The following is a 26,784-nucleotide window of genomic DNA, read 5'->3' as shown; positions in this document are numbered from 1 at the left end:
CGGGGGCCCGGTCCGGGGCAGGCGGGGTGGCTCAGAAGGCGGGGATGACGGAGCCCTTGAAGGTGTCGTCGATGTACTTCTTCACCTCGGCGGAGTGGAGCAGCTCGGCGAGCTTCTTGACCCGCGGGTCGTTCTCCTTGCCCTGCTTGACGGCGAGGATGTTGGCGTAGGGGTTGCCCTCGGCCTTCTCCAGCAGCAGGGAGTCGCCGGCCGGCTTGAGGCCGGCGTCGAGGGCGTAGTTGCCGTTGATCACGGCGGCGTCGAGGTCGTCGATGGAGCGGGGCAGCTGGGCGGCCTCCAGCTCCTTCCACTTGAGGTTCTTCGGGTTGCCGGTGATGTCGGAGGGGGTGGCGGCGGTGCCGACGCCGGCCTTGAGGGTGATCAGGTTGTTGTCGGCGAGCAGCTTGAGCGCGCGGCCCTCGTTGGTGGCGTCGTTGGGCAGGCCGACGGTGGAGCCGTCCTTAAGGTCGCCGATGGCCTTGATCTTCTTCGAGTAGACGCCCAGCGGCTCCAGGTGGACCGGCTCGACCGAGACGATCTGGGTGCCGTGCTTCTTGTTGAAGTCCTCCAGGTACGGGACGTGCTGGAAGTAGTTCGCGTCGGCCGAGCCGTCCTGCACCGCGGTGTTGGGGGTCACGTAGTCGGTGACCTCCTTGATGGTGAGCTTGAGGCCGGCCTTCTCCGCCAGGTTGTCCTTGACGAACTTGAGGATCTGGCCGTGCGGGGTGGGGCTGGCGACGACGGTCAGCGGGGCGTTCGGGTCGGAGGACCCGGAGGACCCGGAGCTGCCGCAGGCGGCGAGCGAGAGGGCGATGCCGGCGGTGGCGAGGATGCTGGTGAACTTCAGGGCGTTGCGCACGAAAAGTGCCTTTCTGCGTGATACGGGGAGCCGCGTCCAGGTGCGGACGTCGGGTGGTCTCAGGGGGCGACGAGGTCCTCGCCGGAGGTGGCCGGGGCGGCGGGGGTGGTGCCGCGCGGGCCGAGCAGTCGCGGCCGGCCGCCGGTGCGGCCGCGGTTGGCAAGTCGGCGGACGGTGTAGTCGCCGAGCAGTTGGACGATGGTCACGATGATCACCAGCTCCGCGACGATGATCCACATGAAGCCGGTCTCGAAGCGGTAGTAGCCGTAGTTGACCGCGAGGGTGCCGAGTCCGCCGCCGCCGACCACGCCGGCCATCGCCGAGTAGCTGATCAGCGTGATGATCGTGGTGGTGACGGAGGCGGCGAGGCCGGGCAGGGCCTCGGGCAGTAGGGCCTTGCGGACGATGGTCCAGGTGGAGGCGCCCATGGCCTGGAGGGCCTCGATGAGGCCGCGGTCGACCTCGCGGACGGAGGTCTCGACGAGCCGGGCGAAGAAGGGGATCGCGCCGATGGTGAGCGGCACCGTGGCGGCCTCCCAGCCGATGGAGGTGCCGACCAGCCAGCGGGTGAAGGAGATCAGGGCGATCATCAGGATGATGAACGGCACCGAGCGGGCGATGTTCACCACGGCGCCGAGCACCTTGTTGACCGGCCGGTTGGCCAGCAGGCCGCCCTTGTCGGTGAGTACCAGCAGTACGCCGAGCGGCAGGCCGAGCAGCACGGTGACGACGGTGGAGACGCCGACCATCTGGAGGGTCTCCCAGGTGGCGGGCCACATCAGTTCCTGCATCTGGTCCCAGGTCATGCCGCCGCTCCCTTCGTCTTGTCGAAGCCGTCCGCGTCGAGCACGTCCACCTGCAGGCCCTGCTCGCGCAGGAAGCCGATCGGCACCACGTTGTCCGCCCGGGTGCCGGGGAGCTCGACCCGCATCCGGCCGACCATGCGGCCGGCGATGGTCTCGACGGCGGCGCCGAGGATGTTGATGTCGATCTGGTAGGTGCGGGCGAGCTGGGAGACGAACGGCTGGGCGGAGGTGTCGCCCTGGAAGGTGATCTCCAGGACGGTCTTTCCGGGGTGGCCGGAGGCGAACTCGCTGAGCGGGAAGAGCTCGCGGGCGAGTTCGGAGCCGGGCTTGGCCAGCAGGTCGGTCAGTTCGCCGGACTCGACCACCTTGCCGCCGCGCATCAGGGCGGCGGAGTCGCAGACGGACTTGATGACGTCCATCTCGTGGGTGATGAGCAGCACGGTGAGGCCGAGCTGCTGGTTGAGGTCGCGCAGCAGCTTGAGGATGGAGCGGGTGGTCTCGGGGTCGAGCGCGGAGGTGGCCTCGTCGGAGAGCAGCACCTTGGGGTCGCCGGCGAGGGCGCGGGCGATGCCGACGCGCTGCTTCTGGCCGCCGGAGAGCTGGCCGGGGTAGCTGCGGGCCTTGTCGGCGAGGCCGACCAGGTCGAGCAGTTCGGCGGCCCTGCGGCGGCGCTCGGTGCGGTCCAGGCCGATGATCTCCAGTGGGAGTTCGACGTTCTGCTGGACGGTGCGGGAGGCGAGCAGGTTGAAGTGCTGGAAGACCATGCCGATGCGGCGGCGGGCCTCGCGCAGCTCCCTGCCGGCGCGGTTCTCGCCGCCGGCGAGCGAGGTGAGCTCGACGCCGTCCACGGTGACCGTGCCGGAGCTGGGGCGCTCCAGCATGTTGACGCAGCGGATGAGGGTGGACTTGCCGGCGCCGCTGGTGCCGACGACTCCGTAGACCTCTCCGGGGCGGACGTGCAGGTCGACGCCGGCGAGGGCGGTCACCTCGCGGCCGCGGGAGCGGTAGACCTTCGTGAGGTCCGTGGTGGTGATCACAGCTGCTTCCGTGGGTCGGGGGCGGACGGCGTTCTGCCGCCGGACCGGGTTGCGGTCGGCGACGTGGGCGGCGTTGCGCCAGGGGGGTCCGGACCTGCCACCCCTTGATCGTCGCCGCTGGGCGGCCGGGCCGCGCGACGGCGTGGCCCTTACGAGTCATCAGGGGAAGGCCGGCCGTCTGCGGGCGGGCAGGCGGACGGGGCGGCTTCTCAGCGGCGGCAGGGGGCGCGCTCACTCGGGTGGGAGCGGCCGGGGGTCTCGCTTCGGGGCGCGAGAGCGGGGGCGTCCCCAGCGGGAGGCCGGGGGGACAGTGGCCCTCAGCGGTGACACATTCGACGACACATGGCGCTCTCACCTGCCGGCAGGGTGCCGGTGGGGGTCCATTTCGTCGTCGCAGTCATGTGAGCCAGTAAATCAGATCGATCGATCCCGTCCCAATTATTCGGACCGACCGTCCGCAATGCGGACGGCTACCGCTGTGACCTGCGGTGATATGCCTCGGCGCCGCCACCGATCGTCCGAATGGTAGCGGCGCCGGGTGGGGCGCGGGGCGTGGCGGGGCTCAGGCGGTGGCGGCGAGGCGGGCCACCGCGGGCTTCTCCAGGTGGACCAGGGTGAGCCGGCCGTCGATCTGCTCGACGGTGGTCTGGCGGTAGCCCTGGCGGGCGTAGAGGCGCAGGTTGCCGAGGCTGCGGTGGCCGGTGAAGAGGCGGTAGGCGGTCAGCGGGCCGTCGCCCTCGGCGAGGCGGCGCTCCAGCGCCTCCAGCAGGCGCCCGCCGAGGCCGTGGCGCTGCATCCGGGGGTGGACCACCAGGCGCCCTATCCGGCCGATGCCGTCCGGGCCGACCTGGCCGCGGACGCTGCCGACCACCTCGCCGCCGAGGCGGGCGACCAGGAAGTGCTGCTCGGTCAGCTCCTCGCGCAGGCTCTCCAGGGACTGCGTCAGCGGCTCCAGGGTCCAGTCGCCGTACAGCTCGGCCTCGCTCTGGTAGCCGAGGTACTGGAGTTTGAGGATCTGTTCCGCGTCCTCGGCGTCCGCCGCCGCGATGATCACGCTCATGCCCATGTGCTGGGGCCTCCCCATCGTCGTGCCCGGCGCGCAAACGTGAGGGTGCCGCACCGGATGCCCTGCCGGAGATGTCCCGGCCGGGGATCTGCCCTGACCGGGGGTGGCGCACGAACGTACCAGCCGCAGGGCCCTGGTCGGGCCCGCGACACCGGCGACGCGCTCACGCTCAGTATCCAAGCGATCGCGGCGTCGTCAAGAGCTACGTTCGCCACCGCTCTACCCGTGTGTCAGCTGCTCTCAACCTCCCGGCCGCCCGACGTGGCGAGGGTCACGTCGGACTGCCGGGGCGGGCCGGGCGCGGGTGGCGGACGGGAAGGGGCGGGGCCGGACCGCACGGCGGGGCCCTGCGGGCGGGCGCGGACGGGCGGCGACGGGGTCACAGGTGGCGTTCGGCGTGCAGCAGGGTGCGCAGGCAGGCGAGGCAGCGGGAGCGGGTGGGGCCGATGGAGCCGTGCGGCATGCCGAGGCGGGCGGAGAGCTCGCGGTAGCTCGGCGGAGGGTCCTCGGCGAGCGCGGCGACCAGCTGCGGGCAGCGGCCGGGCAGCGCCGCCACCGCCTCGCGGACGACGCGTCGGCGGCGCTCGGCGAACACCTGTTCCTCGGCGGAGGGGGCGTGGGGGAGGTTGGTGCGCATACGGTGAATGACTCGCCCCGGGCGGGGCCGGTCACGGCCGCCGGGGCCGGAGCACGCGAAAGGGGCGCGGCGGTCAACCCGCCGCGCCCCTCCCCCGGCTTCGGGGTCAGCCCTTGACCCACTCCTGCTGGACCGCCAGGTCCGCCTTCACCTCGGCGAGCTGGACGGCGACGGCCGACGGGGCCGTACCGCCGCGCCCGCTGCGCGAGGCGATCGCGCCGTGGACGCTCAGCACCGAGCGGACCTCGGGGGTCAGGTGCGGGGAGATCCCGGCGAACTGCTCGTCCGTCAGGTCGCCGAGCTCGATGCCCTGCTGCTCGCAGACCTTCACGCAGGCGCCGGCCACCTCGTGCGCGACCCGGAACGGCACGCCCTGCTTGACCAGCCACTCGGCGATGTCGGTGGCGAGCGAGAAGCCCGCCGGGGCCAGCTCCTCTAGCCGCTCCCGGTGCACGGTGAGGGTGGCCATCATGCCGGTGAAGGCCGGCAGCAGCACCTCCAGGGTGTCGCAGGAGTCGAAGACCGGCTCCTTGTCCTCCTGGAGGTCCCGGTTGTAGGCGAGCGGCAGCGCCTTGAGCGTCGCCAGCAGGCCGGTCAGGTTGCCGATCAGGCGGCCGGACTTGCCCCGGGCCAGCTCGGCGATGTCCGGGTTCTTCTTCTGCGGCATGATCGAGGAGCCCGTGGAGAAGGCGTCGTGCAGCGTGATGAAGCCGAACTCCTTGGTGTTCCAGATGATCACCTCCTCGGCGATCCGGGAGAGGTTGATCCCGATCATCGCCGTGACGAAGGCGAACTCCGCGACGAAGTCCCGCGAGGCGGTGCCGTCGATCGAGTTGCCGACCGAGCCCCGCTCGAAGCCGAGCTCGGCGGCCACGGCCTGCGGGTCCAGGCCGAGCGAGGAGCCGGCCAGCGCGCCGGAGCCGTACGGCGAGACGGCCGTACGGACGTCCCACTGGCGCAGCCGCTCGGCGTCCCGGCCGAGGGCCTGCACGTGCGCGAGGACGTGGTGGGCGAACAGGACGGGCTGCGCGTGCTGGAGGTGCGTACGGCCCGGCATGGCGGTGTCGGGGTGCGCCTCGGCGAGGCCGACCAGGGCGTGCTGGAGGTCGAGCACCAGGCCGCCGATGATCCTCGCGTGGTCCCGCAGGTACATCCGGAACAGCGTGGCGATCTGGTCGTTGCGCGAGCGGCCGGCCCGCAGCTTGCCGCCGAGGTCGGCGCCGAGCCGCTCCAGCAGGCCGCGCTCCAGCGCGGTGTGGACGTCCTCGTCGGCGATCGTGCCGGTGAAGGTGCCGGCCTCGACGTCGGCCAGCAGCCGGTCGAGGCCGCCGAGCATCCCGGCGAGCTCCTCGTCGCTCAGCAGGCCGGCCTTGTGCAGGACGCGGGCGTGGGCCTTGGAGCCGGCGATGTCGTACGGCGCGAGGCGCCAGTCGAAGTGCACCGAGGCGGAGAGCTTGGCCAGCGCCTCGGAGGGACCGTCGGCGAAGCGTGCGCCCCACAGGCGGACGTCGCCACCGGAGGCGTTCTGGTCGGCAGACATCGCTTGGGCTCCTTACGCGGGTGGTTCGGGAGGGGTTCGGAGGGTTCCGAAGAGGGGGTGGGCCCCGGCCGCGGGGTGCGACGGCCGGGGCCCGGTGAGGGTGGCCTGTCAGGCGAGGTCGCGCCGGGCGGCGATCTTCGAGGACATCCCGAAGATCTCGATGAAGCCCTTGGACATCGACTGGTCGAAGGTGTCGCCGGTGTCGTACGTGGCGAGGTTGAAGTCGTACAGCGACTGGTCCGACTTGCGGCCGTTGACGACGGCCCGGCCGCCGTGCAGGACCATCCGGATCTCGCCGGTGACGTGCTGGTTGGCCTCGTTGACGAAGCCGTCCAGGGCCCGCTTGAGCGGGGAGAACCACAGGCCGTCGTAGACCAGCTCGGCCCAGCGCTGCTCGACCTGCCGCTTGTAGCGGGCCAGCTCGCGCTCGACGGTGACGTTCTCCAGGGCCTGGTGGGCGGTGATCAGGGCGATCGCGCCGGGGGCCTCGTAGATCTCCCGGGACTTGATGCCGACCAGCCGGTCCTCGACCATGTCGAGGCGGCCGATGCCCTGGGCGCCGGCCCGCTTGTTGAGCTCCTCGACGGCCTGCAGGACGGTGACCTTGCGGCCGTCGATGGCGACCGGGACGCCGGCGTCGAAGGTGATGACCACCTCGTCGGCCTCGCGCTGGACGGCCGGGTTCTGGGTGTACTCGTAGACGTCCTCGATCGGGGCGTTCCAGATGTCCTCCAGGAAGCCGGTCTCGACGGCCCGCCCGAAGACGTTCTGGTCGATCGAGTACGGCGACTTCTTGGTGGTGGCGATCGGCAGGCCCTTGGCCTCGGCGAAGGCGATCGCCTTGTCCCGGGTCATCGCGTAGTCGCGGACCGGGGCGATGCACTTGAGGCCGGGGGCCAGCGAGTTGATGCCGACCTCGAAGCGGACCTGGTCGTTGCCCTTGCCGGTGCACCCGTGGGCGACGGTGGTGGCGCCGTGCTTCTGCGCGGCGGCGACCAGGTGCTTGACGATGACCGGCCGGGACAGCGCGGACACCAGCGGGTACTCGCCCTGGTAGAGGGCGTTGGCCTTGATGGCCGGCAGGCAGTACTCGTCGGCGAACTCGTCGCGGGCGTCCGCGACCTCGGCCTCGACGGCACCGCAGTCCAGCGCGCGCTGGCGGATGACGTCCAGGTCCTCGCCGCCCTGGCCGACGTCGACGGCGACGGCGATGACCTCGGCGCCCGTCTCCTCGGCGATCCAGCCGATGCAGACGGACGTGTCCAGACCGCCCGAGTAGGCGAGTACGACGCGCTCGGTCACGGCTTTCTCCTTCACAACTGTGCGAACAGGTTTACGGCGATAGGCATAAGTATGCACTACACCGTATGAAACTCAAAACCCCGGCACACGGGTGCGGGGAGGCGGGGTCGCGCGGGCCCTGCCGGGCGGGCGCGCGGGGGTGGGGACGGGCCGGGTCCGGCGCGGGGTGCGGGATGCACGGGTGCGGGACGCGGGATGCGCAGGTGCGGGGCACAGGACGCACGGCAGGGGGGCCGAAACGGCCGGTGGGCCCGGAGTCCGGGCCCACGGGAGGGTCTACTGGGCCTTCGCCTGGGCCAGTTGCATCAGGTGGTCGGCGAGGGCCTGGCCGCCGAACGGGTCGCGGCTGATCAGCAGGACGGTGTCGTCGCCGGCGATGGTGCCGATGATCTCGAACACCTCGGCCTGGTCGATCGCGGACGCCAGGAACTGCGCGGCGCCCGGCGGGGTGCGCAGCACGACGAGGTTGCCGGAGGCGGTGGCGGAGACCATGAGTTCGCCGGCCAGCCGGGCCATCCGGCCCTCGCTGGCCGACTCGCCCATCGGTGCGCGCGGCGTGCGGTCGCCGCCCTCGGCCGGGACGGCGTAGATGAGCGCGCCGTCCCGGTTGCGGATCTTGACCGCGCCCAGCTCGTCCAGGTCCCGGGAGAGGGTGGCCTGGGTGACCACCAGTCCGTCGTCCGCGAGCAGCTTGGCGAGCTGGCTCTGTGAGCGGACGGGCTGGCGGGTGAGCAGGTCCACGATCCGCCGGTGGCGCGCGGTGCGGGTCTGCGGGACCTGCGGCGTCGGGCCGGCGGCGGGTTGGCCGGAGTGGGGAACGGTCATGTGATTATTCTCCCGGACTACGCTCGGCTCGCATCGGCCGGGGCGTTCTCGCGCACCGACCGGAGGATGCCCGGCAGTGCGGCGAGGAAGGCGTCCGCCTCCTGTTCGGTGAGCACCAGCGGGGGCGCGAGCCGTACGGCGTCCGGGACGGCGGCGTTCACCAGGAAGCCGGCCTGCTGGGCGGCGGCCTGGAGCCGGGCGGAGACGGGCTCGGTGAGCACGATGCCGAGCAGCAGTCCGGCGCCGCGCACGTGGGAGACCAGCGGGTCGCCGATCGCCTCGATGCCGTGCCGCAGCCGCTCGCCGATCTTGCGGGCGTGCTCCAGCAGCCCCTCGGACTCGATGGTGTCGAGGACGGCGAGGGCGGCGGCGGCCACCACCGGGTTGCCGCCGAAGGTGGTGCCGTGCTGGCCGGGGGTGAGCAGGTCGGCGGCGTCGCCGAAGGCCAGGACGGCGCCGATCGGCAGGCCGCCGCCGAGGGCCTTGGCGAGGGTGACGACGTCCGGGTCGACGCCCTCCTCGGCCTGGTGGGCGAACCAGTGGCCGGTGCGGCCGACGCCGGTCTGGATCTCGTCCAGGACGAGCAGGGTCCCGGTGGCGCGGGTGATCTCGCGGGCGGCCCGGAGGTAGCCGTCGGGCAGCGGGACGGCGCCGTTCTCGCCCTGGACGGGCTCCAGGAAGACGGCGGCGGTCTCGGTGGTGACGGCGGCGCGCAGGGCCTCGATGTCGCCGAACGGGACGTGGGTGACGTCGCCGGGCAGCGGGAGGAAGGGCGCCTGCTTGGCCGGCTGGCCGGTGAGCGCGAGGGCGCCCATCGTCCGGCCGTGGAAGGCGCCTTCGAGGGCGACGACGTGGGTGCGGCCGGTCCGCCGGCTGATCTTGAAGGCGGCCTCGTTGGCCTCGGCGCCGGAGTTGCAGAAGAAGACCCGCCCCGCGCGGCCGGAGAGCGCGAGCAGCCGCTCGGCGAGCGCGATGGTGGGCTCGGCCATGAAGAGGTTGGAGACGTGGCCGAGGGTGGCGATCTGGCGGCCGACCGCCTCGACGACGGCGGGGTGGGCGGTGCCGAGGGCGTTGACGGCGATGCCGCCGAGGAGGTCGGTGTACTCCTTGCCGTCGGCGTCCCAGAGCTTGGCGCCCTCACCGCGGACCAGCGGGATGCGCGGGGTGCCGTAGTTGTCGGTGAAGGCGTGCTGCCACCGGTCGGTGAGCTGTTCGTTGCTGGTCATGCGAGTCCCCCGGTCACGGTCGGTTCGTCGTCCGGCACGACCATCGTGCCGATGCCCTCGTCGGTGAAGATCTCCAGCAGCAGGGAGTGCTGGACCCGGCCGTCCAGGACGCGGGCGGTCCCGACGCCGGAGCGGACGGCGCGCAGGCAGCCCTCCATCTTGGGGAGCATGCCGCTGGCCAGGCCGGGCAGCAGCTCCTCCAGTTCGCTCGCGTTGAGCTGGCTGATCACGTCGTCGGAGTTCGGCCAGTCGGCGTAGAGGCCCTCGACGTCGGTGAGGACGACGAGCATCTCGGCGCCGAGGGCGACCGCGAGGGCGGCGGCGGCGGTGTCGGCGTTGATGTTGTAGACGTGGCCGTCGGTGCCGCGGGCGATCGAGGAGATCACCGGGATGCGGCCGTCGGCGATCAGCGCCTTCACGGCGCCGGCCTCGATGTTGACGATGTCGCCGACCAGGCCGATGTCCACCTGCTCGCCGTCGACGACGGCGTAGCGCTTGACGGCGGTCATGGTGTGGGCGTCCTCGCCGGTCATGCCGACGGCGAAGGGGCCGTGGCCGTTGAGCAGCCCGACGAGTTCGCGCTGGACCTGGCCGGCGAGCACCATCCGGACCACGTCCATGGTCTCGGGGGTGGTGACCCGCAGGCCGTTGGTGAAGGAGGACTCCAGGCCCAGCTTGGAGAGTTGGGCGCTGATCTGCGGGCCGCCGCCGTGCACCACGACGGGGTGCAGGCCCGCGTAGCGCAGGAAGACGACGTCCTGGGCGAAGGCCGCCTTGAGGCTCTCGTCCACCATGGCGTTGCCGCCGAACTTGATCACGATGGTCTTGCCGTGGAAGCGCTCCAGCCACGGCAGTGCCTCGATCAGCGTCATGGCCTTGGGCAGCGCGGTGTTGTTGCGGGCCTGTTCGCCCTTGGGTGCGATCTGCACGTCTTCTGGTCCCCGGCTCGGTTGGCTGGTGGCGGCTGTCAGCTGGAGTAGGCGCTGTTCTCGTGCACGTAGTCGGCGGTGAGGTCGTTGGTCCACAACGAGGCGGCGGCCTGGCCGGCGTTGAGGTCGGCGGTGATGACGATCTCGCGGCCGGTCATGTCGACGAGGTCGCGGTCCTCCCCCACGCTGCCGTTGCGGCAGACCCAGATGCCGTTGATGGCGACGTCGAGCCGGTCGGGGTCGAAGGCGGCGGCGGTGGTGCCGATCGCGGCGAGGACGCGGCCCCAGTTGGGGTCCTCGCCGTGGAGGGCGCACTTGAGGAGGTTGTTGCGGCCGATGACGCGGGCGACGTCGACGGCCTCGTCCTCGGTGGCGGCGCCGGTGACGTCGATCCGGATGTCCTTGCTGGCGCCCTCGGCGTCGCCGATCAGCTGGCGGGCGAGGTCGGCGCAGACGGTGCGGACGGCCTCGTCGAACTCGGCCCGGTCGGGGGTGGTGCCGGAGGCGGCGGAGGCGAGCAGCAGCACGGTGTCGTTGGTCGACATGCAGCCGTCGGAGTCGACCCGGTCGAAGGTGGTGCGGGTGGCGGCGCGCAGCGAGGTGTCCAGGGCGGCGGCGTCGAGGTCGGCGTCGGTGGTGAGGACGACCAGCATGGTGGCGAGGCCGGGGGCGAGCATGCCGGCGCCCTTGGCCATGCCGCCGACCGTCCAGCCGGCCGGGCTGGTGACCTGGGCGGTCTTGTGGACGGTGTCGGTGGTCTTGATGGCGATCGCGGCGGCCTCGCCGCCGGTCTGCGCGAGCTCGGCGGCGGCGAGGGCGACGCCGGGCAGCAGGACGTCCATCGGGAGGCGGACGCCGATCAGGCCGGTGGAGGCGACGGCGACCTCGCCGGCGCTCAGCCCCAGCTCCTCGGCGACCCGTTCGGCGGTGGCGTGGGTGTCCTGGAAGCCGAGCGGGCCGGTGCAGGCGTTGGCGCCACCGGAGTTGAGGATCACGGCGGAGACCTGGCCGCCCTTGAGGACCTGCTCGGACCAGAGGACGGGGGCGGCCTTGACGCGGTTGGCGGTGAAGACGCCGGCGGCGGCGAGCGAGGGGCCGTCGTTGACGACGAGGGCGAGGTCGGGGGTGCCGGAGGCCTTGATCCCGGCGGTGACGCCGGCGGCCCGGAAGCCCTTGGCGGCGGTCACGCCCACGTTCTGGTGGTCGGTCACGGTGCGACTCCGTTCAGGGGAAGGCCCAGCTCCTCGGGCAGCCCGAGGGCGATGTTCATGCTCTGCACGGCGCCGCCGGCGGTGCCCTTGACCAGGTTGTCGATCGCGCTGATCGCGATGATCCGCCCGGCGCTCCCGTCCAGGGCGACCTGGACGAGGGCGGCGTTGGAGCCGTAGACGCTGCTGGTCTGGGGCCACTGGCCCTCGGGCAGCAGGTGGACGAAGGGCTCGTCGGCGAACGCCTCGGTGTAGGCGGCGCGCAGGCTCTCGTTGGTCACGCCGGGCCTGGCCTTGGCGGAGCAGGTGGCGAGGATGCCGCGCGGCATCGGGACGAGGGTGGGGGTGAAGGAGACGGTGACCCGCTCGCCCGCGACCGGGGTGAGGTTCTGGGACATCTCCGGGGTGTGCCGGTGCAGGCCGCCGACGCCGTAGGCGCTGACGTTGCCCATCACCTCGCTGCCGAGCAGGTGCGTCTTGGCGGCCTTGCCGGCGCCGGAGGTGCCGGAGGCGGCGACGATCACGGCCTCGGGCTCGGCGAGCCGTGCCGCGTACGCCGGGAAGAGCGCGAGCGAGACGGCGGTCGGGTAGCAGCCGGGGACGGCGATCCGGTTGCCGCCCTTGAGTGCGGCGCGGTGGCCGGGCAGCTCGGGCAGGCCGTAGGGCCAGGTGCCGGCGTGCGCGGAACCGTAGAACTGCTCCCAGTCGGCGGCGGCCTTGAGCCGGAAGTCGGCTCCGCAGTCGACGATCAGCACGTTCTGGCCGAGGGCCTCGGCGACGGCGGCGGACTGGCCGTGCGGCAGGGCCAGGAACACCACGTCGTGGTCGGCCAGCACCTCGGGGGTGGTGGGCTCCAGGATCCGGTCGGCGAGCGGGATCAGGTGCGGCTGCAGCGCGCCGAGCCTGGTGCCCGCGTTCGAGCCGCCCGTCAGCGCCCCGATCTCCACCTCCGGGTGGCCGAGCAGCAGGCGCAGCACCTCACCGCCCGCGTAACCGCTCGCGCCGGCGACGGCGACTCGCAATGCCATGGCAGTTTCCCTCCTTGGTCGGAGCATGAATATACGCATCACGGAACATCCATGCAAGGGAGTGCAGGGCGGGGCCATGGTGCGCCCGCTCCGCACCCCCGGGCCGGGATGCGCCGACCGCCGCCGGGGCGGCTGCCCCGCCGGCGAGATGAGCTTAGGCTACCCTTAGTTGATCGTGGAGCGTCCCGCACGGGGCGCGGCCGGCCGCGCGGCTCAGCGGCGGACGGCCCGCAGCACCACGAACTTGGGGTTGCCGGCGACGAGTTCGCAGTTGCCGAAGAGGCGGCGCAGCTTGACGTGGTAGCCGAGGTGGCGGTTGCCGACCACCCAGAGCTCGCCGCCGGGGCGCAGGGCGCGGCGGGCGCCGGTGAACATCCGCCAGGCGGTGGCGTCGGTGGTGGCCTGGTGGGAGTGGAACGGCGGGTTGTTGAGGACGAGGTCCACCGAGCCGGGTTCGACCGCCTCGGTGCTCAGCGCGTCGGCGGCGCGGAACTCGGCGGGGGCGTCCGGGCCGAGGTTGGCGCGGAAGGTCGCCTCGGCGGAGGCGACGGCCTGGTGGGACTCGTCGATGAACAGGAGCCGGGCGCCGGGGGCGGCCAGCGCGGCGGCGGTGCCGACCACGCCGTTGCCGCAGCCGAGGTCGACGACCGTGGCGCCGGGGGCCGCGGTCGGCAGGTGGCCGAGGAGGAACCGGGTGCCGATGTCCAGGTGTTCGGCGCAGAAGGTGCCGGCGTGGTTGGTCACGGTGCGCCCGGAGGCGGGGCCGATGTCGGCGGGCAGGGCGTAGCTGCGCGGCCAGGGACTCGGACCGGGGTCGAGCGCGGGGTCGGGGGTGCAGAAGATCAACCGGGCCTTGCGGACCGCGAGGGAGGTGCGGGTCGGGCCGAGGATGCGCTCGAAGAGCTGGAGGGTGGAGGTGTGGATCTCCGTGACCATGCCGGTGCCGACCACCACCGTGCCGGGGTGCATCGCCGGGGCCAGCCGGTGCAGCTGGTCCTCCAGCAGCGCGAGGCTCTTGGGGACGCGCACCAGCAGGACGTCGATGCGGTCCGGCGGGGTGTCGCGGGTGGAGAGCAGCCGGACCGCGTCGGGGTCGGCGCCGCAGCGGGCGAGGTTGGCGGCCGTGGCGCGCTGGGCGAGGTGGGAGTCGCCGATCCCGGTCGGGCGGTGGGCGGCGAGGGCCGTGGTGAGGGCGCCCCAGCGGTCGCCGAGGACGACGACGGCGCGGCCGGCCAGGTCGGTGGCGGCGCCCTGGGCGCTGTCGCCCTCGCCCGCGAGGTGGCGCAGCAGGTACTCGTCGGCGGCGTCCCAGGCGCGCAGCTGCTCGCGCGGGTCCTCCGGGAAGCGCGTGAGGTCGTAGGTGCCCCACGGAGTGGCGAAGGACGTGGCTGCGGGCGTGCTGAGGCGGTTCATCGTGATCTCAGGCTAGCCGACGGGCGGGCGGCGTCGGCCCGGGCGGCCGATACTGGAAGGGCCCGACCGGAGGGGCCGGACCGGAAGGGGCCTGGGCCATGGACTGGAAGCTCGAAGTGGTGGTCGTCCCGGTGGCGGACGTGGACCGGGCGAGGCTGTTCTACGAGGAGCAGGCCGGGTTCACCGTCGACCACGACACCCGGCTCGGTGACGGTGTGCGGGTCGTCCAGCTCACGCCGCCGGGTTCGGGGTGCTCGATCGTGGTCGGCACCGGGGTGACGGAGGCGCCGCCCGGCTCGATGAAGGGCCTGCAGCTGGTGGTGGCGGATGTCCAGCGGGCACACGGGGAGCTGGTCGCCCGGGGCGTGGAGGTCAGCCCGGTCCAGCACTTCGAGGACGGTGCCCGGGTGGACGGGCCGGGCGGGGAGTGGAACTCCTTCGTGTTCTTCAACGACCCGGACGGCAACGGCTGGGCCGTCCAGGAGTCGCCGCCCCGGTAGGTGCGGGTGCGGGGCTACGGGCTACGGGCTTCGGGCTGCGGCCCGGGCTTCGGGCCTGGGTAGGCTCGGAGGATGGTCGAAGACGAGGGAAGCGTCCGGGTCGACAGCTGGATCTGGTCGGTGCGGCTGACGAAGACCCGGGCGCTGGCCGCGGCGGCGTGCCGGGCCGGGCATGTGCAGGTGAACGGGGACCGGGCGAAGCCGGCGCAGGCGTTGAAGCCCGGGGACGAGGTGCGGGTGCGCCAGGACGGGTTCGAGCGGGTCGTCGTGGTGAAGCGGCTGGTCCGCAAGCGGGTCGGCGCGGGTGTCGCGGCCGAGTGCCTGGTGGAGACCGGGCCGCCGCGCCCGCCGCGGGACCAGGTGGTGGTGGCCGGCGAGCGCGACCGGGGGGCCGGGCGGCCCACCAAGCGCGACCGGCGCGAGCTCGACCAGCTGCGCCAGGGGCGGTAGCGGGCCCGGCGGTCGGCTCGGCCCGTGCGGTGCCGCGCCGGGAGCCGTGCCGACCGCCGGGCGGCGCCGGGGCCGACCGGCCACCCGGTGGGTCAGCGTTCGACGGCGGGGTCGGTGCCCCGGGTCCGGTGCCCGCGGACGGGTTCGGCGCCCGGAGGCCGGTCAGTGCTCGAAGGCGGCTGAAGGCCGCTCAGTGCTTGAAGGCGACGGCCGCGTACGCGGAGACGTCCTGCCACCCGGTCGGCAGCTCCCCGGTGGGGACGTGTCCGGCCTCCGGGCGCCAGAGCGGGAGTTGGACCAGGCCCGGGCCGGTGAACTCGAAGTCCCCGAAGAACGGCTCGACGGCGGCACGCGGGCGCAGCACCAGCGGGGCGCTGGCGCTCTTGTAGATCCGGGTGCCCTCGGCCGCGCTCTCCCGGGAGGCGAAGTCGGGGCTGCCGTGCGAGAGGATCAGCGCGCTTCCCGGCGCGAGCGCGTCGCGCAGGGTCCGGACGATCTCCTGGGCGCCGTCCTCGTCCCGGATGAAGTGCAGGACCGCGACCAGCATCAGCGCCACGGGCTCGCCGAGGTCGACGGCCGCCCGCAGGCCGGGGTGTTCGAGGATCGAGGAGGGCTCCCGCAGGTCGGCCTCGATGACGGAGGTGTGTCCGGCGGGGTGGCCGGCCAGCAGCGCACGGGCGTGGGTGGCCACGATCGGGTCGTTGTCGATGTACACCACGCGGGCGTCCGGGGCGGCGCGCTGGGCGACCTCGCTGGTGGAGCCGATGGCGGGGATGCCGGTGCCGATGTCGATGAACTGGCGGATGCCCCGGCCGGCCACGAACTCGACGGCGCGGCCGAGGAAGTCGCGGTTGGTGCGGGCCAGCAGCGGCAGTGCGGGGTAGGCGGCGATGGCGGCCTCGGCGGCCTTCCGGTCGGCCTCGAAGTTGTCCTTGCCGCCGAGGTAGTAGTCGTACATCCGGGCCGTGTGCGGGATGCCGGTGTCCAGCTCGGTGGGCGGCTGCCAGTCCTCGGACTTCGCCCAGTCCCAGTCCGTGTCCGCCCCCGCGGCCGCCACGGCGGTGCCCTCGTCCTCGTGCATCCTGTCCGCCCCCTATGCTCACCTGCCGGAATGCGCACCGCTGCGCTGCGAGTGCCCCGGCCGACCAGCGAACTGCTCGGCGGGATCGGTCTGTTGCGACGTACCGGGCGGTGCGCCGTGATCGTATCCGACGACACCGTGCGGAAACAGCGCGAGTGCAGGTTCCTGCAACGCCCGCCCGGCCGGGTATGGGCACGTCAACCCGACCGCGGGGGCGCCCTCCGAATCGCCTGGGCGCCGCGTCCTCCCTATGCTGACTGCCGATGACTGCCGACCGCCGCACCGTACTGCGCTCCGCCGCCAAGCTGGCCGTTCTCACCGCCGTCGGCGGGCTGCTCACCGCATGCGGGGACAACACCCCCCGCCGGGCGGATCCCGGGCTCCTCGCCGTACACGCCGGCACCGTCGACCCGCAGGGCGGCGACCCGGGCGCCGTCGACCCGGCCTGGGCCGCCGGCGAGGGCCCGGCCTCCCCCGCGCCGACCGCCTCGTCCGACCCGGCCCCCTCACCGGACGTCCCGGCCACCCCCGCCCCGACCGCCACCGCGCCGCCGGCCCCGCCCGCGCTGCCGCCACTGGCCCCGGGCACCCCGGCCGAGGTCGCGTACGGGCCGCGCACCGGCCGGAACGTCGCCCTGACCTTCCACGGCAGCGGGGACCCGAAGCTGGCCACCGCCGTGCTGGAGATCGCCGAGCAGCGCGGCGCCAGGCTCACCGTGATGGCCGTCGGCAGCTGGCTGGACCAGCAGCCGCAGATGGCCCGCCGGATCCTGGACGGCGGCCACGAGTTGGGCAACCACACCCAGAACCACCAGAACATCTCCACGATGACGCCGGAGCAGGCCCGCGCCGAGATCGCCCAGTGCGCGGAGCGGCTGCAGCGGCTCACCGGTTCGATCGGCCGCTGGTTCCGGCCGTCCGCCGCCCAGTACGCCACTCCGATGGTGCGCGAGCAGGCCCGGGCGGTCGGGTACGAGCACGTGCTCTCCTTCGACGTGGACCCGCGCGACTACAGCGACCCGAACGCCGCCGAGCTCCAGCGCCGGGTGCTCGGCTCGGCCAAGGGCGGCTCGGTGGTCGCGCTGCACATGGGCCACCAGTGCACGGTGGACGCGCTGCCCGGCATCCTCGACGGCCTGGCCAGGGCCGGGCTCAAGCCGGTCACCGCCAGCCAGCTCTGCGCCTAGGTCCTGTCCGGCCCGGCGGGCTCAGCCCATCGGGTCCTGCGGCCCGTAGGGGCGCAGCCGCAGGGTCCGGGCGTCGGCCTCGCGGATCTCCTCGGCGCGCCGGACCAGCTCCTCCAGGTTGTCCCGCCCGGCGTGGATGAAGCGCCCGTGCAGGGCGTCGAAGCGGCCGCGCGCCGCGTCCACCGTGACGGCGACCATGTAGGGGATGGAGCCCCAGGTCTTCATGTCCTGGAACATCGGCATCCCGGCGGTCATGTCGGTGGCCACCGCGCCGGGGCTGATGTCGAGGACCACGACGTGGTGTCCGGCGAGCGAGTCGGCGATGTTGTCGGAGAGCTGGAGCAGCGCGCCCTTGGAGGTGGCGTAGGCGGTGTAGTTGCCGTCGGGGCGCAGGGCGAAGCCGGAGTTGAGGTTGACCACCCGGCCGCGGCCGCGCTCGACCATGCCGGGCAGGACGCAGCGCAGCAGGTTGTAGGGGCCGCGCAGGTTGGTCTCGATCACCTGCCACCAGTGGTTGGGGTCGGTCTCCCAGAGCGGGACCTCGGCGCGGTCGACCTGGCCGGCGTTGTTGACCAGGAGGTCGACCGGGCCGAGGTCGCGTTCGACGGCCCGGACGGCCTCGCGGACCGAGCCGTGCCGGGTGACGTCGGCGGTGACGGCGACCCCGCGGGAGCCGTGCCGGGCGCATTCCTTGAGGGTGTCGGTGAGGGTCTCGTGGGTGCGGCCGACCAGGCCGACGCCCATGCCCTCGGCGGCCAGGCCGATGGCGATCTCCCGGCCGATGCCCCGACCGGCCCCGGTGACCAGGGCGACCTGTCCTCTGAGCGATCCCGACGGCATCCCGTTGCTCCCTTCGCCTGCCCCCGACCGTCCCGCATTCTGTCCGTCCGCGGGCGGGTCGGTACCCGGGCGCACGGGCGGCGGGAGCGGCCTCACCCGTTCGGCTCAGCCGGGGAGGGGATGACCTACCAGCCGGTACGGAGTAGTAACGTCGTCGGGGCGGTGCACCGGTTCACACATTCCGGTACGCCCCCCGCTGAACAGCAGCTTGCTGGGACACCTCGCTGGGTCACCCCCAGCACCACCGAAGGGCAACGGAGTGAGTGACATCGCGCGCGTCGGAGTGATCGGCTGCGGTCTCATGGGGTCGGGCATCGCGGAGGTCTTCGCCCGGGCCGGGCTGGACGTCCTGGTGTCGGAGGCCAGCGGTGAGGCGCTGGAGTTCGGCCGGACCAGGCTGACCAACTCCCTGGACACCGCGGTCAAGCGCGGCAAGCTGACCCCCGAGCTGCGCGACGAGGCGCTGTCCCGGCTGGCGTTCACGACCGACCTGGCGGACTTCGCCGACCGCGACCTGGTGGTCGAGGCGGTCGCCGAGCGCGAGGACATCAAGGTCAAGATCTTCCAGACCCTGGACCAGGTGGTGGAGCGCCGTGACGCGATCCTCGCCTCCAACACCTCGTCGATCCCGATCGTGAAGCTGGCCGCCGCCACCTCGCGCCCGGAGCAGGTCATCGGCCTGCACTTCTTCAACCCGGCGCCGGTGCAGAAGCTGGTCGAGGTCATCCCGACGCTGACCACCTCGGCCGCCACCACCGAGCGGGTGGAGGCCTTCGCCACCCAGGTCCTCGGCAAGGAGCCGATCCGGGCCCGCGACCGCGCCGGTTTCGTGGTGAACGCGCTGCTGGTGCCGTACCTGCTGTCGGCGGTGCGGATGTTCGAGTCCGGCGTGGCGACCGCGTCCGACATCGACAAGGGCATGGAGGCCGGCTGCGCCCACCCGATGGGCCCGCTGCGGCTGTGCGACCTGATCGGCCTGGACACCATCGTGTCGATCGCCGAGTCGATGTACGACGAGTACAAGGAGCCGCTGTACGCCGCTCCCCCGCTGCTGTCCCGGATGGTCGACGCCGGGCTGCTGGGCCGCAAGTCCGGCCGCGGCTTCTACGACTACACCGCGAGCGCCTGACCGGAGCACGCGCAGGGGTCCGTCCTCCAACACCGCACCGCAGGCGGGAGTTCGACGACGGACCCGAGGGGCGGGGAGGCCGCGGCCTCCCCGCCCCTCGTCGTGCCCGCGCTCAGCTGTTGATGGCGTAGCTGTCGCCGTAGACCTTCCACTTGAGCGGGGGGTTGAGGTCGAAGTTCTTCGCGTTCAGGAAGACCAGCTGCTCGGTGTCGACGCGGCTGGTGTCGGAGTGCGCCTCCTCCAGCCTCATGGCGGCCTTGCGGGCGTCCAGGAAGGCCTTGAGGTAGGTGGCCTCGTCGCCGCCCTGCGCGGGGGACTTGGCCTTCTTCAGGGCGTTCTTGCGGATGGTGCCGAAGCCCGCGGCGTCGAAGCCGCCGCCGTGCATGACGATGGCGTCGTAGTAGGCGAACTGGCCGAGCGCGCGCAGGCCGTCGGCCTTGGCCTGGTTGACGGCGGGGTTGAAGTAGACGCGGTCGCGCTCGTCGTTCTGGGCCTGCAGGAAGACGGAGTCCTTGGCGGCGGTGGCCCAGTCCTTCACGAAGGCACTGCCGAGGCCGCTGTGCGACTCGGTGCCGTTGACCTTCCGCAGAGCGGGCAGGTACTTGGCGAGGATGTTGCCGGGCTTGAGGTCGGTGTAGTGCTCGACCAGGTCGAGCATGTCGCCGGTGCCGGAACAGAAGCCGATGATGCCGGCGGTGTAGCCGCGGCCGTCCTTGATGTCCTCGATGTACTTGTACTGCGCCTTCCAGTCCAGCGAGGAGTTCTCGGCGCTGGACACCAGCTGCATCGCGATGTCCTTCTTGTGCGGGTCGTCCAGGCCGACGGCCTTCACCTGGACGACGGCCGCGGCCGGTGCGGCGTGGGCGGCGCCGGCCGCCGCCACGGTGGCGGGCGCGGCCACCAGGAGGGCGGCGAGGGCTATGCGTACGGTGCGGTGCTGCGGACGGTGCATCTGACGCTCCGTTTCCTTGGCCCGGGCAGGGGGTACCCGGGCTCCGTGGGAGTTAGGAAACTTTCCTAACTAAGAGATAGCGCCCACCGCGGCGCGCCCGCAAGGGTTTTGACCCAAACTCCTCAAGTCGTAATCGCTTCACGTCGCAATCGCTTCAAGCCGCACGGCCGAAGCGCGCACCGCCCGGCACGCCGAAGGGCCCCCGGAGACCGGGTGGTCTCCAGGGGCCCTTCGGTTGCGGCCTGCGGATCAGGCGCCGCGCAGCACCGCGCCGGTGCGGGCGAGGGCCTCGGCCACGGCCGCCTCGCGGGCGGCGCTCGCCTCGTCGGCGGTCAGCGTGCGGTCCGCGGCACGGAAGCGCAGCGCGTACGCCAGCGACTTGCGGCCGGTGCCGACCTGCTCACCGGTGAAGACGTCGAACAGCCGGATGTCCTCCAGCAGTTCGCCCGCGCCGGAGCGCAGCGCCGCCTCCACCTCGGCGGCCGGGACGGCGGCGTCGACGATCAGCGCCACGTCCTGGGTGGCCACCGGGAAGCCGGAGACCGCCGGACCGGAGACCCGCTCGACGCCGTCGGCGGTGAGCAGGTCGAGGTCCATCTGCATCGCGCTGCTGCGCTCCGGAAGGCCCATCGCCTTCACCACGCGCGGGTGCAGCTCGCCGGCGTGGCCGACCACCCGGTCGGTGCCGGCGACCAGCAGCTCGGCGCAGCGGCCCGGGTGCCAGGGCATCAGCTGGCCCTGGCGCACGGTCAGTTCGACACCGGCCGCGCGGGCCACCGTGCGGGCCGCCTCGACGGCGTCCGCCCAGGAGGCCCCGGCGCCCTTGCCCCACCAGCCGGAGGGCAGCCGCTCGCCGGCCAGGGCGACGGCGACCCGGCGCGGCTGGTGCGGCAGGGCGGCGTCGAGGGCGGCGAGCTCCTCGTCGCTGGGACGGTGGTCGACGGCCGGGCGCGGCGCGACGGACAGCTCGTCCTTGGGCAGGAAGACGGTACCCGTCTCGAAGATCGCCAGGTCGGTGTTGCCGCGCCCGACGTTGCGGCGCAGCGCCCCGAGCAGGCCCGGCAGCAGCGTGGTGCGCAGCGCCGGCTCCTCGTCGTTGAGCGGGTTCACCAGCTTGACCGTGCGGCGGCGGCGGTCGTCCTTCTCCAGGCCGAGCGCGTCGAAGGCGGCCTCGCCGACGAACGGGTAGTTGTTGACCTCGACGTAGCCGGCGCCGGCCAGCGCCACGCCGACCCGGCGGTGCATCCGCTGGGCCTCGGTCAGGCCCTTGCCCGGCGGCACGGTGGGCATCCGGGCGGGCACGTTGTCGTAGCCCTCCAGGCGGATGACCTCCTCCGCGAGGTCGTACGGGTCGGTGAGGTCGGGCCGCCAGGTCGGCGGGGTGACCTCCAGGACGTCGGCGCCCGCGACGGAGCAGCCGATCTCCTGCAGGCGGCGGGTGACGGTCTCGCGGCCGTACTCGGCGCCGGCCACCCGGTCGGGCAGGTCCGCGGCGATGGTGATGGTGCGCACCGGGTGCGGGGCGGCGATGTCGGTGACCCCGGCCTCGGCGGTACCGCCGGCGATCAGGACCAGCAGGTCGACGGCGCGCTGCGCGGCGGCGCGGGCGGCCTCCGGGTCGACGCCGCGCTCGAAGCGCTTGGACGCCTCGGAGGGCAGCTTGTGCCGCTTGGCACCGCGGGCGATGGCGACCGGGTCGAAGTGCGCCGCCTCGATGATCACCTCGGTGGTGCCCGGGCCTGCGGCCGGGTCGAGGATCTCGGTGGAGGCGCCGCCCATGACGCCGGCCAGGCCGATCGGTCCGCTGTTGTCGCAGATCAGCAGGTCCTCGGCGGAGAGCTTGCGCTGGACGCCGTCGAGGGTGGTGAGGCGCTCGCCGTTCTCGGCCCGGCGCACGGTGATCGGGCCGTCCACGCGCTGCTTGTCGTAGGCGTGCAGCGGCTGGCCGACCTCCAGCATCACGTAGTTGGTGATGTCGACGGTCAGCGAGATCGGGCGGATGCCGGACTTCTGGAGCCGGCGCTCCAGCCAGATCGGCGACTTGGCGGTGGGGTCGAGGCCGATCACCGTGCGGGCGACGAAGCGGTCGCAGCCGGCCGGGTCGGCGACCTTGACCAGGTAGCCGAAGGAGTTGGCCGGGGGCACGTCCAGCAGCGCCGGGTCGGCCAGCGGCAGCCCGTACGCGGCGGCGGCCTCACGGGCCACGCCGCGCATCGACAGGCAGTAGCCGCGGTCCGGGGTGACGGCGATGTCCAGCACCTCGTCGACGAGCTGGAGCAGCTCGATCGCGTCGGTGCCGGGCTCGTGGTGCTGCTCCAGGACGATGATGCCGTTGTGGTCGTCGCCCATGCCCAGCTCGCGGGCGGAGCAGATCATGCCGGCCGAGGTGTGGCCGTAGGTCTGCCGCGCGGCGATCGGGAACGGGCCGGGCAGCACGGCGCCCGGGAGGACCACGACGACCTTGTCGCCGACGGCGAAGTTGGTCGCGCCGCAGACGATCTCCTGCGGTGCGCCGGTGCCGTTGGCGTCGCCGACGTTGACGAAGCAGTGCCGGATCGGCTTCTTGAAGCCGGACAGCTCCTCGATGGAGAGCACCTGGCCGACGACCAGCGGGCCCTTGAGGTCGGCGCCGATCTGCTCGACGGTCTCGACCTCGAGGCCGGCGCGGACCAGGCGCTCCGCGACGTCGCGGCCGGTCTCGCCGGCCGGCAGGTCGACGTACTCGCGCAGCCAGGAAAGCGGGACGCGCATCAGATCTCCATCCCGAACGGGAGGGTGAAGCGGACGTCACCCTCGACCATGTCGCGCATGTCGGCGACGTTGTGACGGTTCATCAGGATCCGCTCCAGGCCCAGGCCGAAGGCGAACCCGCTGTAGCGGTTCGGGTCGACACCGCAGGCGACCAGCACCCGCGGGTTGACGACGCCGCAGCCGCCGAGCTCGATCCAGCCCTCGGAGGAGCAGGTGCGGCAGGGCTTGTCCGGGTTGCCGACGCTCTCGCCGCGGCAGACGAAGCACTGCAGGTCGATCTCGGCGCTCGGCTCCGTGAACGGGAAGTACGAGGGGCGCCAGCGCAGCTCCAGGCCGTCGCCGATCAGCTTGGACACCAGCTGCTCGATGGTGCCCTTGAGGTCGGCGAAGGTGATGCCCTCGTCCACGGCCAGGCCCTCGACCTGCCGGAAGACCGGGGTGTGGGTGGCGTCCAGCTCGTCCGTGCGGTAGACCCGGCCGGGGCAGACCACGTAGACGGGCGGCTCGCGGTCGAGCATCGTGCGGGCCTGGACCGGGGAGGTCTGGGTGCGCAGCACCACGCCGGAGTCGGCGGAGCCGTCCGGGGCCTGGACGAAGAAGGTGTCCTGCATCGATCGGGCCGGGTGGTCCGGGCCGAGGTTGAGGGCGTCGAAGTTCAGCCACTCGGCCTCGACCTCGGGGCCCTCGGCGACCTCGTAGCCCATGGCCACGAAGGTGTCCTCGATGCGCTCGGCCATCGTGGTCAGCGGGTGGCGGGCGCCGCGCGGGGTGCGGTCGTACGGCAGCGTGACGTCCACCGCCTCCTCGACCAGTACGCGGGCGTCGCGCTCCGCCTCCAGCTCGGCCTGCCGCCGGGCGAGGGCCTGGTTGACGGCGCCCCTGGCCTGGCCGATCAGCTTGCCGGCGGCGGCCTTGGCGTGCGGGGGCAGGGCGCCGATCTCGCGGTTGGCGAGGGAGAGCGCGGAGCGGTCGCCGGTGTGGGCGACCTTGGCCTGCTTCAGCTCGTCCAGGGTGGTGGCGGCGGCGAAGGCTGCGAGGGCCTCGTCGCGGGCCTGCTCCACCACCTCGGGCTTGAGTGCCTCGACCTCGACCGGGTCGTACGACTTGTTGGGTGCCGACATCTCTATCTTCCCGTGCTCCTGCTCGTCCGTGCTCAGGTAAGGGGCTCGCCTCTGCGTCACGCCCGGCGTGGCCGGGGCACGGGCAACCGCTCTCCGTACCGAAGAGGGGGATGTCCGCGGCGCAGCCGCGCAGGGCGTTGCACAACGCCAAAGGTCGAGTGTAGTCGCAGTGCGTAGCGCGACTGTCGTGAAGCCCGTCCGGGAGCGCCCGTGAGCCTGCTCGGCTCCTTGCCCGCGCTCGGTCAGAGCATGAAGTCGGGCACCCCGGCGGGCAGGATAAATCGGAACCGGGCGCCGCCGCCGGGCGCGCGGTCGACGCGGACCGAGCCGCCGTGGGCCTCCACGATGCCCTTGACGATGTAGAGGCCCAGGCCCGTGCCGCCGCGCTTGGAGCCGCGCCAGAAGCGGGTGAAGACGCGCGGCATCGACTCCTCGGGGATGCCTCCGCCTTCGTCGCTCACGGTGATCGCTGTGCCTTCCACAATGCGGGGCGGGGTGCCGGGGCGCTCCCAGACGGGTGCCTCGACGACCTCCTTGGCCGGTGCCACCTCGATCGTGACAGTTCCCTCGCCGTGCCGCACCGCATTTTCCAGCAGGTTGGCGAGCACCTGGTCGACCTTGTCGGGGTCGGCCCACAGCACGGTGAGCGGCTCGCCGATCCGGATGTCGAAGCGGTCCTCGGGGGTGCCGGCGGCGACCTTGCCGTCCACGTGCCGGCGCACGGCGGCGGCCAGGTCGACCACCTGCTTGCGCAGCTCCAGCCGGCCGGCGTCGATCCGGGAGATGTCCAGCAGTTCGGCGATCAGCCGGGTGACCCGGTCGGCGTCGGCGTCGACGGTCTCCAGCATCAGCCGCTTCTGCCCGTCGGTGAACCGCTCCCACTTGGCCAGCAGGGTCGCGGTGAAGCCCTTGACGCTCGTCAGCGGCGAGCGCAGCTCGTGGGCGACGGTCGCGATCAGCTCGGCGTGGCTGCGCTCGGTGCGGCGGCGGGCCTCGGTGCCGCGCAGGGCGATCACCAGCCGCTCCAGCGGGCCCTGCGGGCGGGCCCGGACGTACCGGGCGGAGACCAGCACCTCACGGCCGCCGGGCAGCAGCAGGTTGCGCTCGGGCTGGCTGGTGCGGATCGCCAGGCCGCCGTACGGGTCGGTCAGCTGCCACCAGCGGCGGCCGTCCAGGTCCTCCAGCGGCAGCGCGTCCGCCAGCGGGCTGCCGAGCGCGTCCTGCGGTGCGATGCCGGTCAGCCGGGCGGCCGCGCGGTTGAAGCAGACCACCCGGCCCAGGGCGTCGGCGACCACCAGGCCGTCCGGCAGGTCGTCCGGGTCCAGCTCTGCCCCGCTGACGGCCATGGGTGTCCTCCCCGATTACCCACCGTGTCTTTCCCCCCACCGAGGCAGACCCTAGCGCTCCTGGCCCTGTGCGCGACACCCTCCGGGCGAGCGCTGAGCACGTGCGGAGGCGTAGAGGCAGACGGCGGCGGCCGTGGCGAGGTTGAGGCTCTCGGCGTGTCCGTGGATCGGTACGCGCACCACCTCGTCGGCGAGTGCGCGGGTCTCCTCCGGAAGACCCCACGCCTCGTTGCCGAACACCCATGCGCCGGGCGCGCCCAGGGTGCCCTCGTCCAGCTCCTGGTCGAGGTCGCGCTCCCCCGCGCCGTCCGCGGCCAGGACCCGTACGCCCGCCTCGCGCAGCCGGGCGACGGCCTCCTCGACCGGCACGCCGACGGCGACCGGGAGGTGGAACAGGCTGCCGACCGAGGCCCTGACGGCCTTGGGGTTGTACAGGTCGACCGAGGCGTCGGTCAGCACCACGGCGTCCGCTCCGGCCGCGTCGGCGGTGCGCAGCACGGTGCCGGCGTTCCCGGGGTCGCGGACGTGCGCGAGCACCGCCACCAGCCGGGGGCGGGCCCTGAGCACCTCCTCGAAGGGGGTGTCGATGAAGCGGCAGAGCGCCACGATGCCCTGCGGGGTCACGGTGTCGCAGATCTCGGCGACGACCTCGTCGGTGGCGGTGAGCACCGGCAGCCCCTCGGCGAGGGCGGCGGCGACGATGCCGGCGTGCCGTTCGGCGGCCTCGGGGGTGGCGTACACCTCGACCACGGCGTGCTCGGACGAGCCCGGCAGCTTCCCGAAGGCGACGGCCTCGCGGACGGCCTGCGGGCCCTCGACGAGGAAGCGGCGCTCCTTGGTGCGCTGGTTCCGCTTGGCGAGCCGGCGGGCGGCGATCACCCGGGGCGAGCGCAGGGAGGTCAGCAGGGGGGTGTCGGTGCTCGGCATGTTCTCGTCTCTGGGGCGGGGAGCCGGTGGCGGGGGGCCGGTACAGCGGGCCCGTGCGGCGGGCCGGTCCGGAGGGGCCCGTGCGGTCGGGCCGTGCGGTCGGGCCGGGGGCGCGCGAACGCGGAACGCGCGGAACGCAAAACCGGACCCGCAGGATGGAGCCTGCGGGTCCGGTCAGCTCAGCTGATCCAGGAGGATCAGGCGGCGTCGGCGGCAGCCTTCGGGGCGTTGACGTCGGCCGGCAGCGCCTTCTGGGCGACCTCGACGAGCGACGCGAACGCGCCCGGGTCGTTGACCGCGAGGTCCGCAAGCATCTTGCGGTCGATCTCGACGCTCGCGGCCTTCAGGCCCTGCACGAAGCGGTTGTAGGTGATGCCGTTGGCGCGGGCCGCAGCGTTGATGCGCTGGATCCACAGCTGACGGAAGTCGCCCTTGCGCTTCTTGCGGTCGTTGAAGTTGTAGACCAGAGAGTGGGTGACCTGCTCCTTGGCCTTGCGGTACAGGCGCGAGCGCTGGCCCCGGTAGCCGCTGGCGCGCTCCAGGATGACCCGGCGCTTCTTGTGGGCGTTGACTGCCCGCTTGACGCGTGCCACTTGATTACTCCTTGAGTTGGACCACGGACTA

25 protein-coding genes are annotated in these 26,784 nt (G+C 72.9%); 4 read left to right on the top strand and 21 right to left on the bottom strand.

Translation table 11 applies throughout. From position 1 onward, the window contains the following. Positions 1 to 31 precede the first annotated feature (31 nt). The 13 genes from ACGFZP_RS18245 to ACGFZP_RS18185 form a co-directional block, all read right to left on the bottom strand. Positions 32 to 859, bottom strand: a complete 828-nt coding sequence (locus ACGFZP_RS18245; RefSeq protein WP_392933785.1) for a MetQ/NlpA family ABC transporter substrate-binding protein — start codon at positions 857 to 859, stop codon at positions 32 to 34. A gap of 59 nt (positions 860 to 918) precedes the next feature. Continuing rightward, the gene (locus ACGFZP_RS18240) at positions 919 to 1,665 is read right to left on the bottom strand and encodes a methionine ABC transporter permease (protein WP_392933783.1); all 747 of its coding nucleotides are present in this window, start codon (positions 1,663 to 1,665) and stop codon (positions 919 to 921) included. Continuing rightward, a complete protein-coding gene (locus ACGFZP_RS18235; RefSeq protein ID WP_392933780.1) occupies positions 1,662 to 2,702 on the bottom strand; it encodes a methionine ABC transporter ATP-binding protein in 1,041 nt (346 codons plus the stop codon). Before ACGFZP_RS18235 ends, ACGFZP_RS18240 begins: the two co-directional genes overlap by 4 nt. A gap of 562 nt (positions 2,703 to 3,264) precedes the next feature. Beyond that, the gene (locus tag ACGFZP_RS18230) at positions 3,265 to 3,768 is read right to left on the bottom strand and encodes a GNAT family N-acetyltransferase (protein ID WP_392933777.1); all 504 of its coding nucleotides are present in this window, start codon (positions 3,766 to 3,768) and stop codon (positions 3,265 to 3,267) included. Between the two features lie 379 nt (positions 3,769 to 4,147). Continuing rightward, positions 4,148 to 4,405 (bottom strand): hypothetical protein, encoded by a 258-nt coding sequence (locus ACGFZP_RS18225; RefSeq protein WP_392933774.1) that lies wholly within the window; start codon positions 4,403 to 4,405, stop codon positions 4,148 to 4,150. Between the two features lie 106 nt (positions 4,406 to 4,511). Beyond that, positions 4,512 to 5,945, bottom strand: coding sequence for an argininosuccinate lyase (argH, locus tag ACGFZP_RS18220; RefSeq protein ID WP_392933771.1), 1,434 nt, complete (start codon positions 5,943 to 5,945; stop codon positions 4,512 to 4,514). A gap of 108 nt (positions 5,946 to 6,053) precedes the next feature. Beyond that, the gene (locus tag ACGFZP_RS18215) at positions 6,054 to 7,247 is read right to left on the bottom strand and encodes an argininosuccinate synthase (RefSeq protein ID WP_392933768.1); all 1,194 of its coding nucleotides are present in this window, start codon (positions 7,245 to 7,247) and stop codon (positions 6,054 to 6,056) included. Between the two features lie 276 nt (positions 7,248 to 7,523). Beyond that, positions 7,524 to 8,072: an arginine repressor gene (locus ACGFZP_RS18210; RefSeq protein WP_392933766.1), complete on the bottom strand. Its 549-nt coding sequence runs from the start codon at positions 8,070 to 8,072 to the stop codon at positions 7,524 to 7,526. A gap of 17 nt (positions 8,073 to 8,089) precedes the next feature. Further along, on the bottom strand, positions 8,090 to 9,298 hold the full coding sequence (locus ACGFZP_RS18205; protein WP_392933765.1) for an acetylornithine transaminase: 1,209 nt from the start codon (positions 9,296 to 9,298) through the stop codon (positions 8,090 to 8,092). Then, positions 9,295 to 10,170: an acetylglutamate kinase gene (gene argB / locus ACGFZP_RS18200; RefSeq protein ID WP_392934663.1), complete on the bottom strand. Its 876-nt coding sequence runs from the start codon at positions 10,168 to 10,170 to the stop codon at positions 9,295 to 9,297. Before argB ends, ACGFZP_RS18205 begins: the two co-directional genes overlap by 4 nt. A 95-nt stretch (positions 10,171 to 10,265) precedes the next feature. Continuing rightward, on the bottom strand, positions 10,266 to 11,420 hold the full coding sequence (gene argJ / locus ACGFZP_RS18195; RefSeq protein ID WP_392934662.1) for a bifunctional glutamate N-acetyltransferase/amino-acid acetyltransferase ArgJ: 1,155 nt from the start codon (positions 11,418 to 11,420) through the stop codon (positions 10,266 to 10,268). A 14-nt stretch (positions 11,421 to 11,434) separates the two neighbouring features. Further along, complete coding sequence (gene argC, locus ACGFZP_RS18190; protein ID WP_392933763.1) at positions 11,435 to 12,463, bottom strand: N-acetyl-gamma-glutamyl-phosphate reductase; 1,029 nt, start codon at positions 12,461 to 12,463, stop codon at positions 11,435 to 11,437. Between the two features lie 213 nt (positions 12,464 to 12,676). Beyond that, entirely contained in the window at positions 12,677 to 13,876 is a 1,200-nt protein-coding gene (locus ACGFZP_RS18185; RefSeq protein WP_392933761.1) for a methyltransferase, read from the bottom strand. Between the two features lie 98 nt (positions 13,877 to 13,974). Between ACGFZP_RS18185 and ACGFZP_RS18180 the strand changes: the two genes are divergently transcribed. Together ACGFZP_RS18180 and ACGFZP_RS18175 are read left to right on the top strand one after the other, a co-directional pair. Further along, positions 13,975 to 14,376: a VOC family protein gene (locus tag ACGFZP_RS18180; protein WP_392933758.1), complete on the top strand. Its 402-nt coding sequence runs from the start codon at positions 13,975 to 13,977 to the stop codon at positions 14,374 to 14,376. Positions 14,377 to 14,448: 72 nt separating this feature from the next. Beyond that, positions 14,449 to 14,826 carry an RNA-binding S4 domain-containing protein gene (locus ACGFZP_RS18175; protein WP_392933755.1) on the top strand — a complete coding sequence of 126 codons (378 nt, stop codon included), beginning with the start codon at positions 14,449 to 14,451 and terminating at the stop codon, positions 14,824 to 14,826. Between the two features lie 190 nt (positions 14,827 to 15,016). On the opposite strand, the gene ACGFZP_RS18170 is transcribed toward ACGFZP_RS18175, so the two are convergent. Beyond that, a complete protein-coding gene (locus ACGFZP_RS18170) occupies positions 15,017 to 15,907 on the bottom strand; it encodes an SAM-dependent methyltransferase (protein ID WP_392933753.1) in 891 nt (296 codons plus the stop codon). A gap of 263 nt (positions 15,908 to 16,170) precedes the next feature. Here ACGFZP_RS18170 and ACGFZP_RS18165 point away from each other — a divergent pair, with 263 nt between their 5' ends. Further along, positions 16,171 to 17,094 (top strand): polysaccharide deacetylase family protein, encoded by a 924-nt coding sequence (locus ACGFZP_RS18165; RefSeq protein ID WP_392933751.1) that lies wholly within the window; start codon positions 16,171 to 16,173, stop codon positions 17,092 to 17,094. Between the two features lie 21 nt (positions 17,095 to 17,115). On the opposite strand, the gene ACGFZP_RS18160 is transcribed toward ACGFZP_RS18165, so the two are convergent. Beyond that, a complete protein-coding gene (locus tag ACGFZP_RS18160) occupies positions 17,116 to 17,934 on the bottom strand; it encodes an SDR family NAD(P)-dependent oxidoreductase (protein ID WP_392933748.1) in 819 nt (272 codons plus the stop codon). A gap of 259 nt (positions 17,935 to 18,193) precedes the next feature. On the opposite strand from ACGFZP_RS18160, the gene ACGFZP_RS18155 reads away from it, so the two are divergent. After that, entirely contained in the window at positions 18,194 to 19,063 is an 870-nt protein-coding gene (locus tag ACGFZP_RS18155; RefSeq protein ID WP_392933746.1) for a 3-hydroxybutyryl-CoA dehydrogenase, read from the top strand. A 112-nt stretch (positions 19,064 to 19,175) separates the two neighbouring features. On the opposite strand, the gene ACGFZP_RS18150 is transcribed toward ACGFZP_RS18155, so the two are convergent. The 6 genes from ACGFZP_RS18150 to rplT form a co-directional block, all read right to left on the bottom strand. Then, positions 19,176 to 20,015 (bottom strand): chitosanase, encoded by an 840-nt coding sequence (locus tag ACGFZP_RS18150; protein WP_392933744.1) that lies wholly within the window; start codon positions 20,013 to 20,015, stop codon positions 19,176 to 19,178. 249 nt (positions 20,016 to 20,264) lie between these two features. Next, positions 20,265 to 22,766, bottom strand: coding sequence for a phenylalanine--tRNA ligase subunit beta (gene pheT, locus ACGFZP_RS18145; protein WP_392933741.1), 2,502 nt, complete (start codon positions 22,764 to 22,766; stop codon positions 20,265 to 20,267). Beyond that, on the bottom strand, positions 22,766 to 23,887 hold the full coding sequence (gene pheS / locus ACGFZP_RS18140) for a phenylalanine--tRNA ligase subunit alpha (protein ID WP_392933739.1): 1,122 nt from the start codon (positions 23,885 to 23,887) through the stop codon (positions 22,766 to 22,768). Before pheS ends, pheT begins: the two co-directional genes overlap by 1 nt. A gap of 242 nt (positions 23,888 to 24,129) precedes the next feature. Beyond that, positions 24,130 to 25,233 carry an ATP-binding protein gene (locus ACGFZP_RS18135; RefSeq protein ID WP_392933737.1) on the bottom strand — a complete coding sequence of 368 codons (1,104 nt, stop codon included), beginning with the start codon at positions 25,231 to 25,233 and terminating at the stop codon, positions 24,130 to 24,132. A gap of 51 nt (positions 25,234 to 25,284) precedes the next feature. Next, positions 25,285 to 26,160: a TrmH family RNA methyltransferase gene (locus tag ACGFZP_RS18130; protein WP_392933736.1), complete on the bottom strand. Its 876-nt coding sequence runs from the start codon at positions 26,158 to 26,160 to the stop codon at positions 25,285 to 25,287. Between the two features lie 197 nt (positions 26,161 to 26,357). Beyond that, a complete protein-coding gene (gene rplT, locus ACGFZP_RS18125; protein ID WP_030055649.1) occupies positions 26,358 to 26,753 on the bottom strand; it encodes a 50S ribosomal protein L20 in 396 nt (131 codons plus the stop codon). Positions 26,754 to 26,784 lie beyond the last annotated feature (31 nt).

The sequence above is a fragment of the Kitasatospora sp. NPDC048239 genome (genome assembly GCF_043202015.1).
Taxonomy (GTDB): domain Bacteria; phylum Actinomycetota; class Actinomycetes; order Streptomycetales; family Streptomycetaceae; genus Kitasatospora.
The sequence above is the reverse complement of the archived record's forward strand: the minus strand, read 5'-3'. Positions and strand labels throughout refer to the sequence as shown.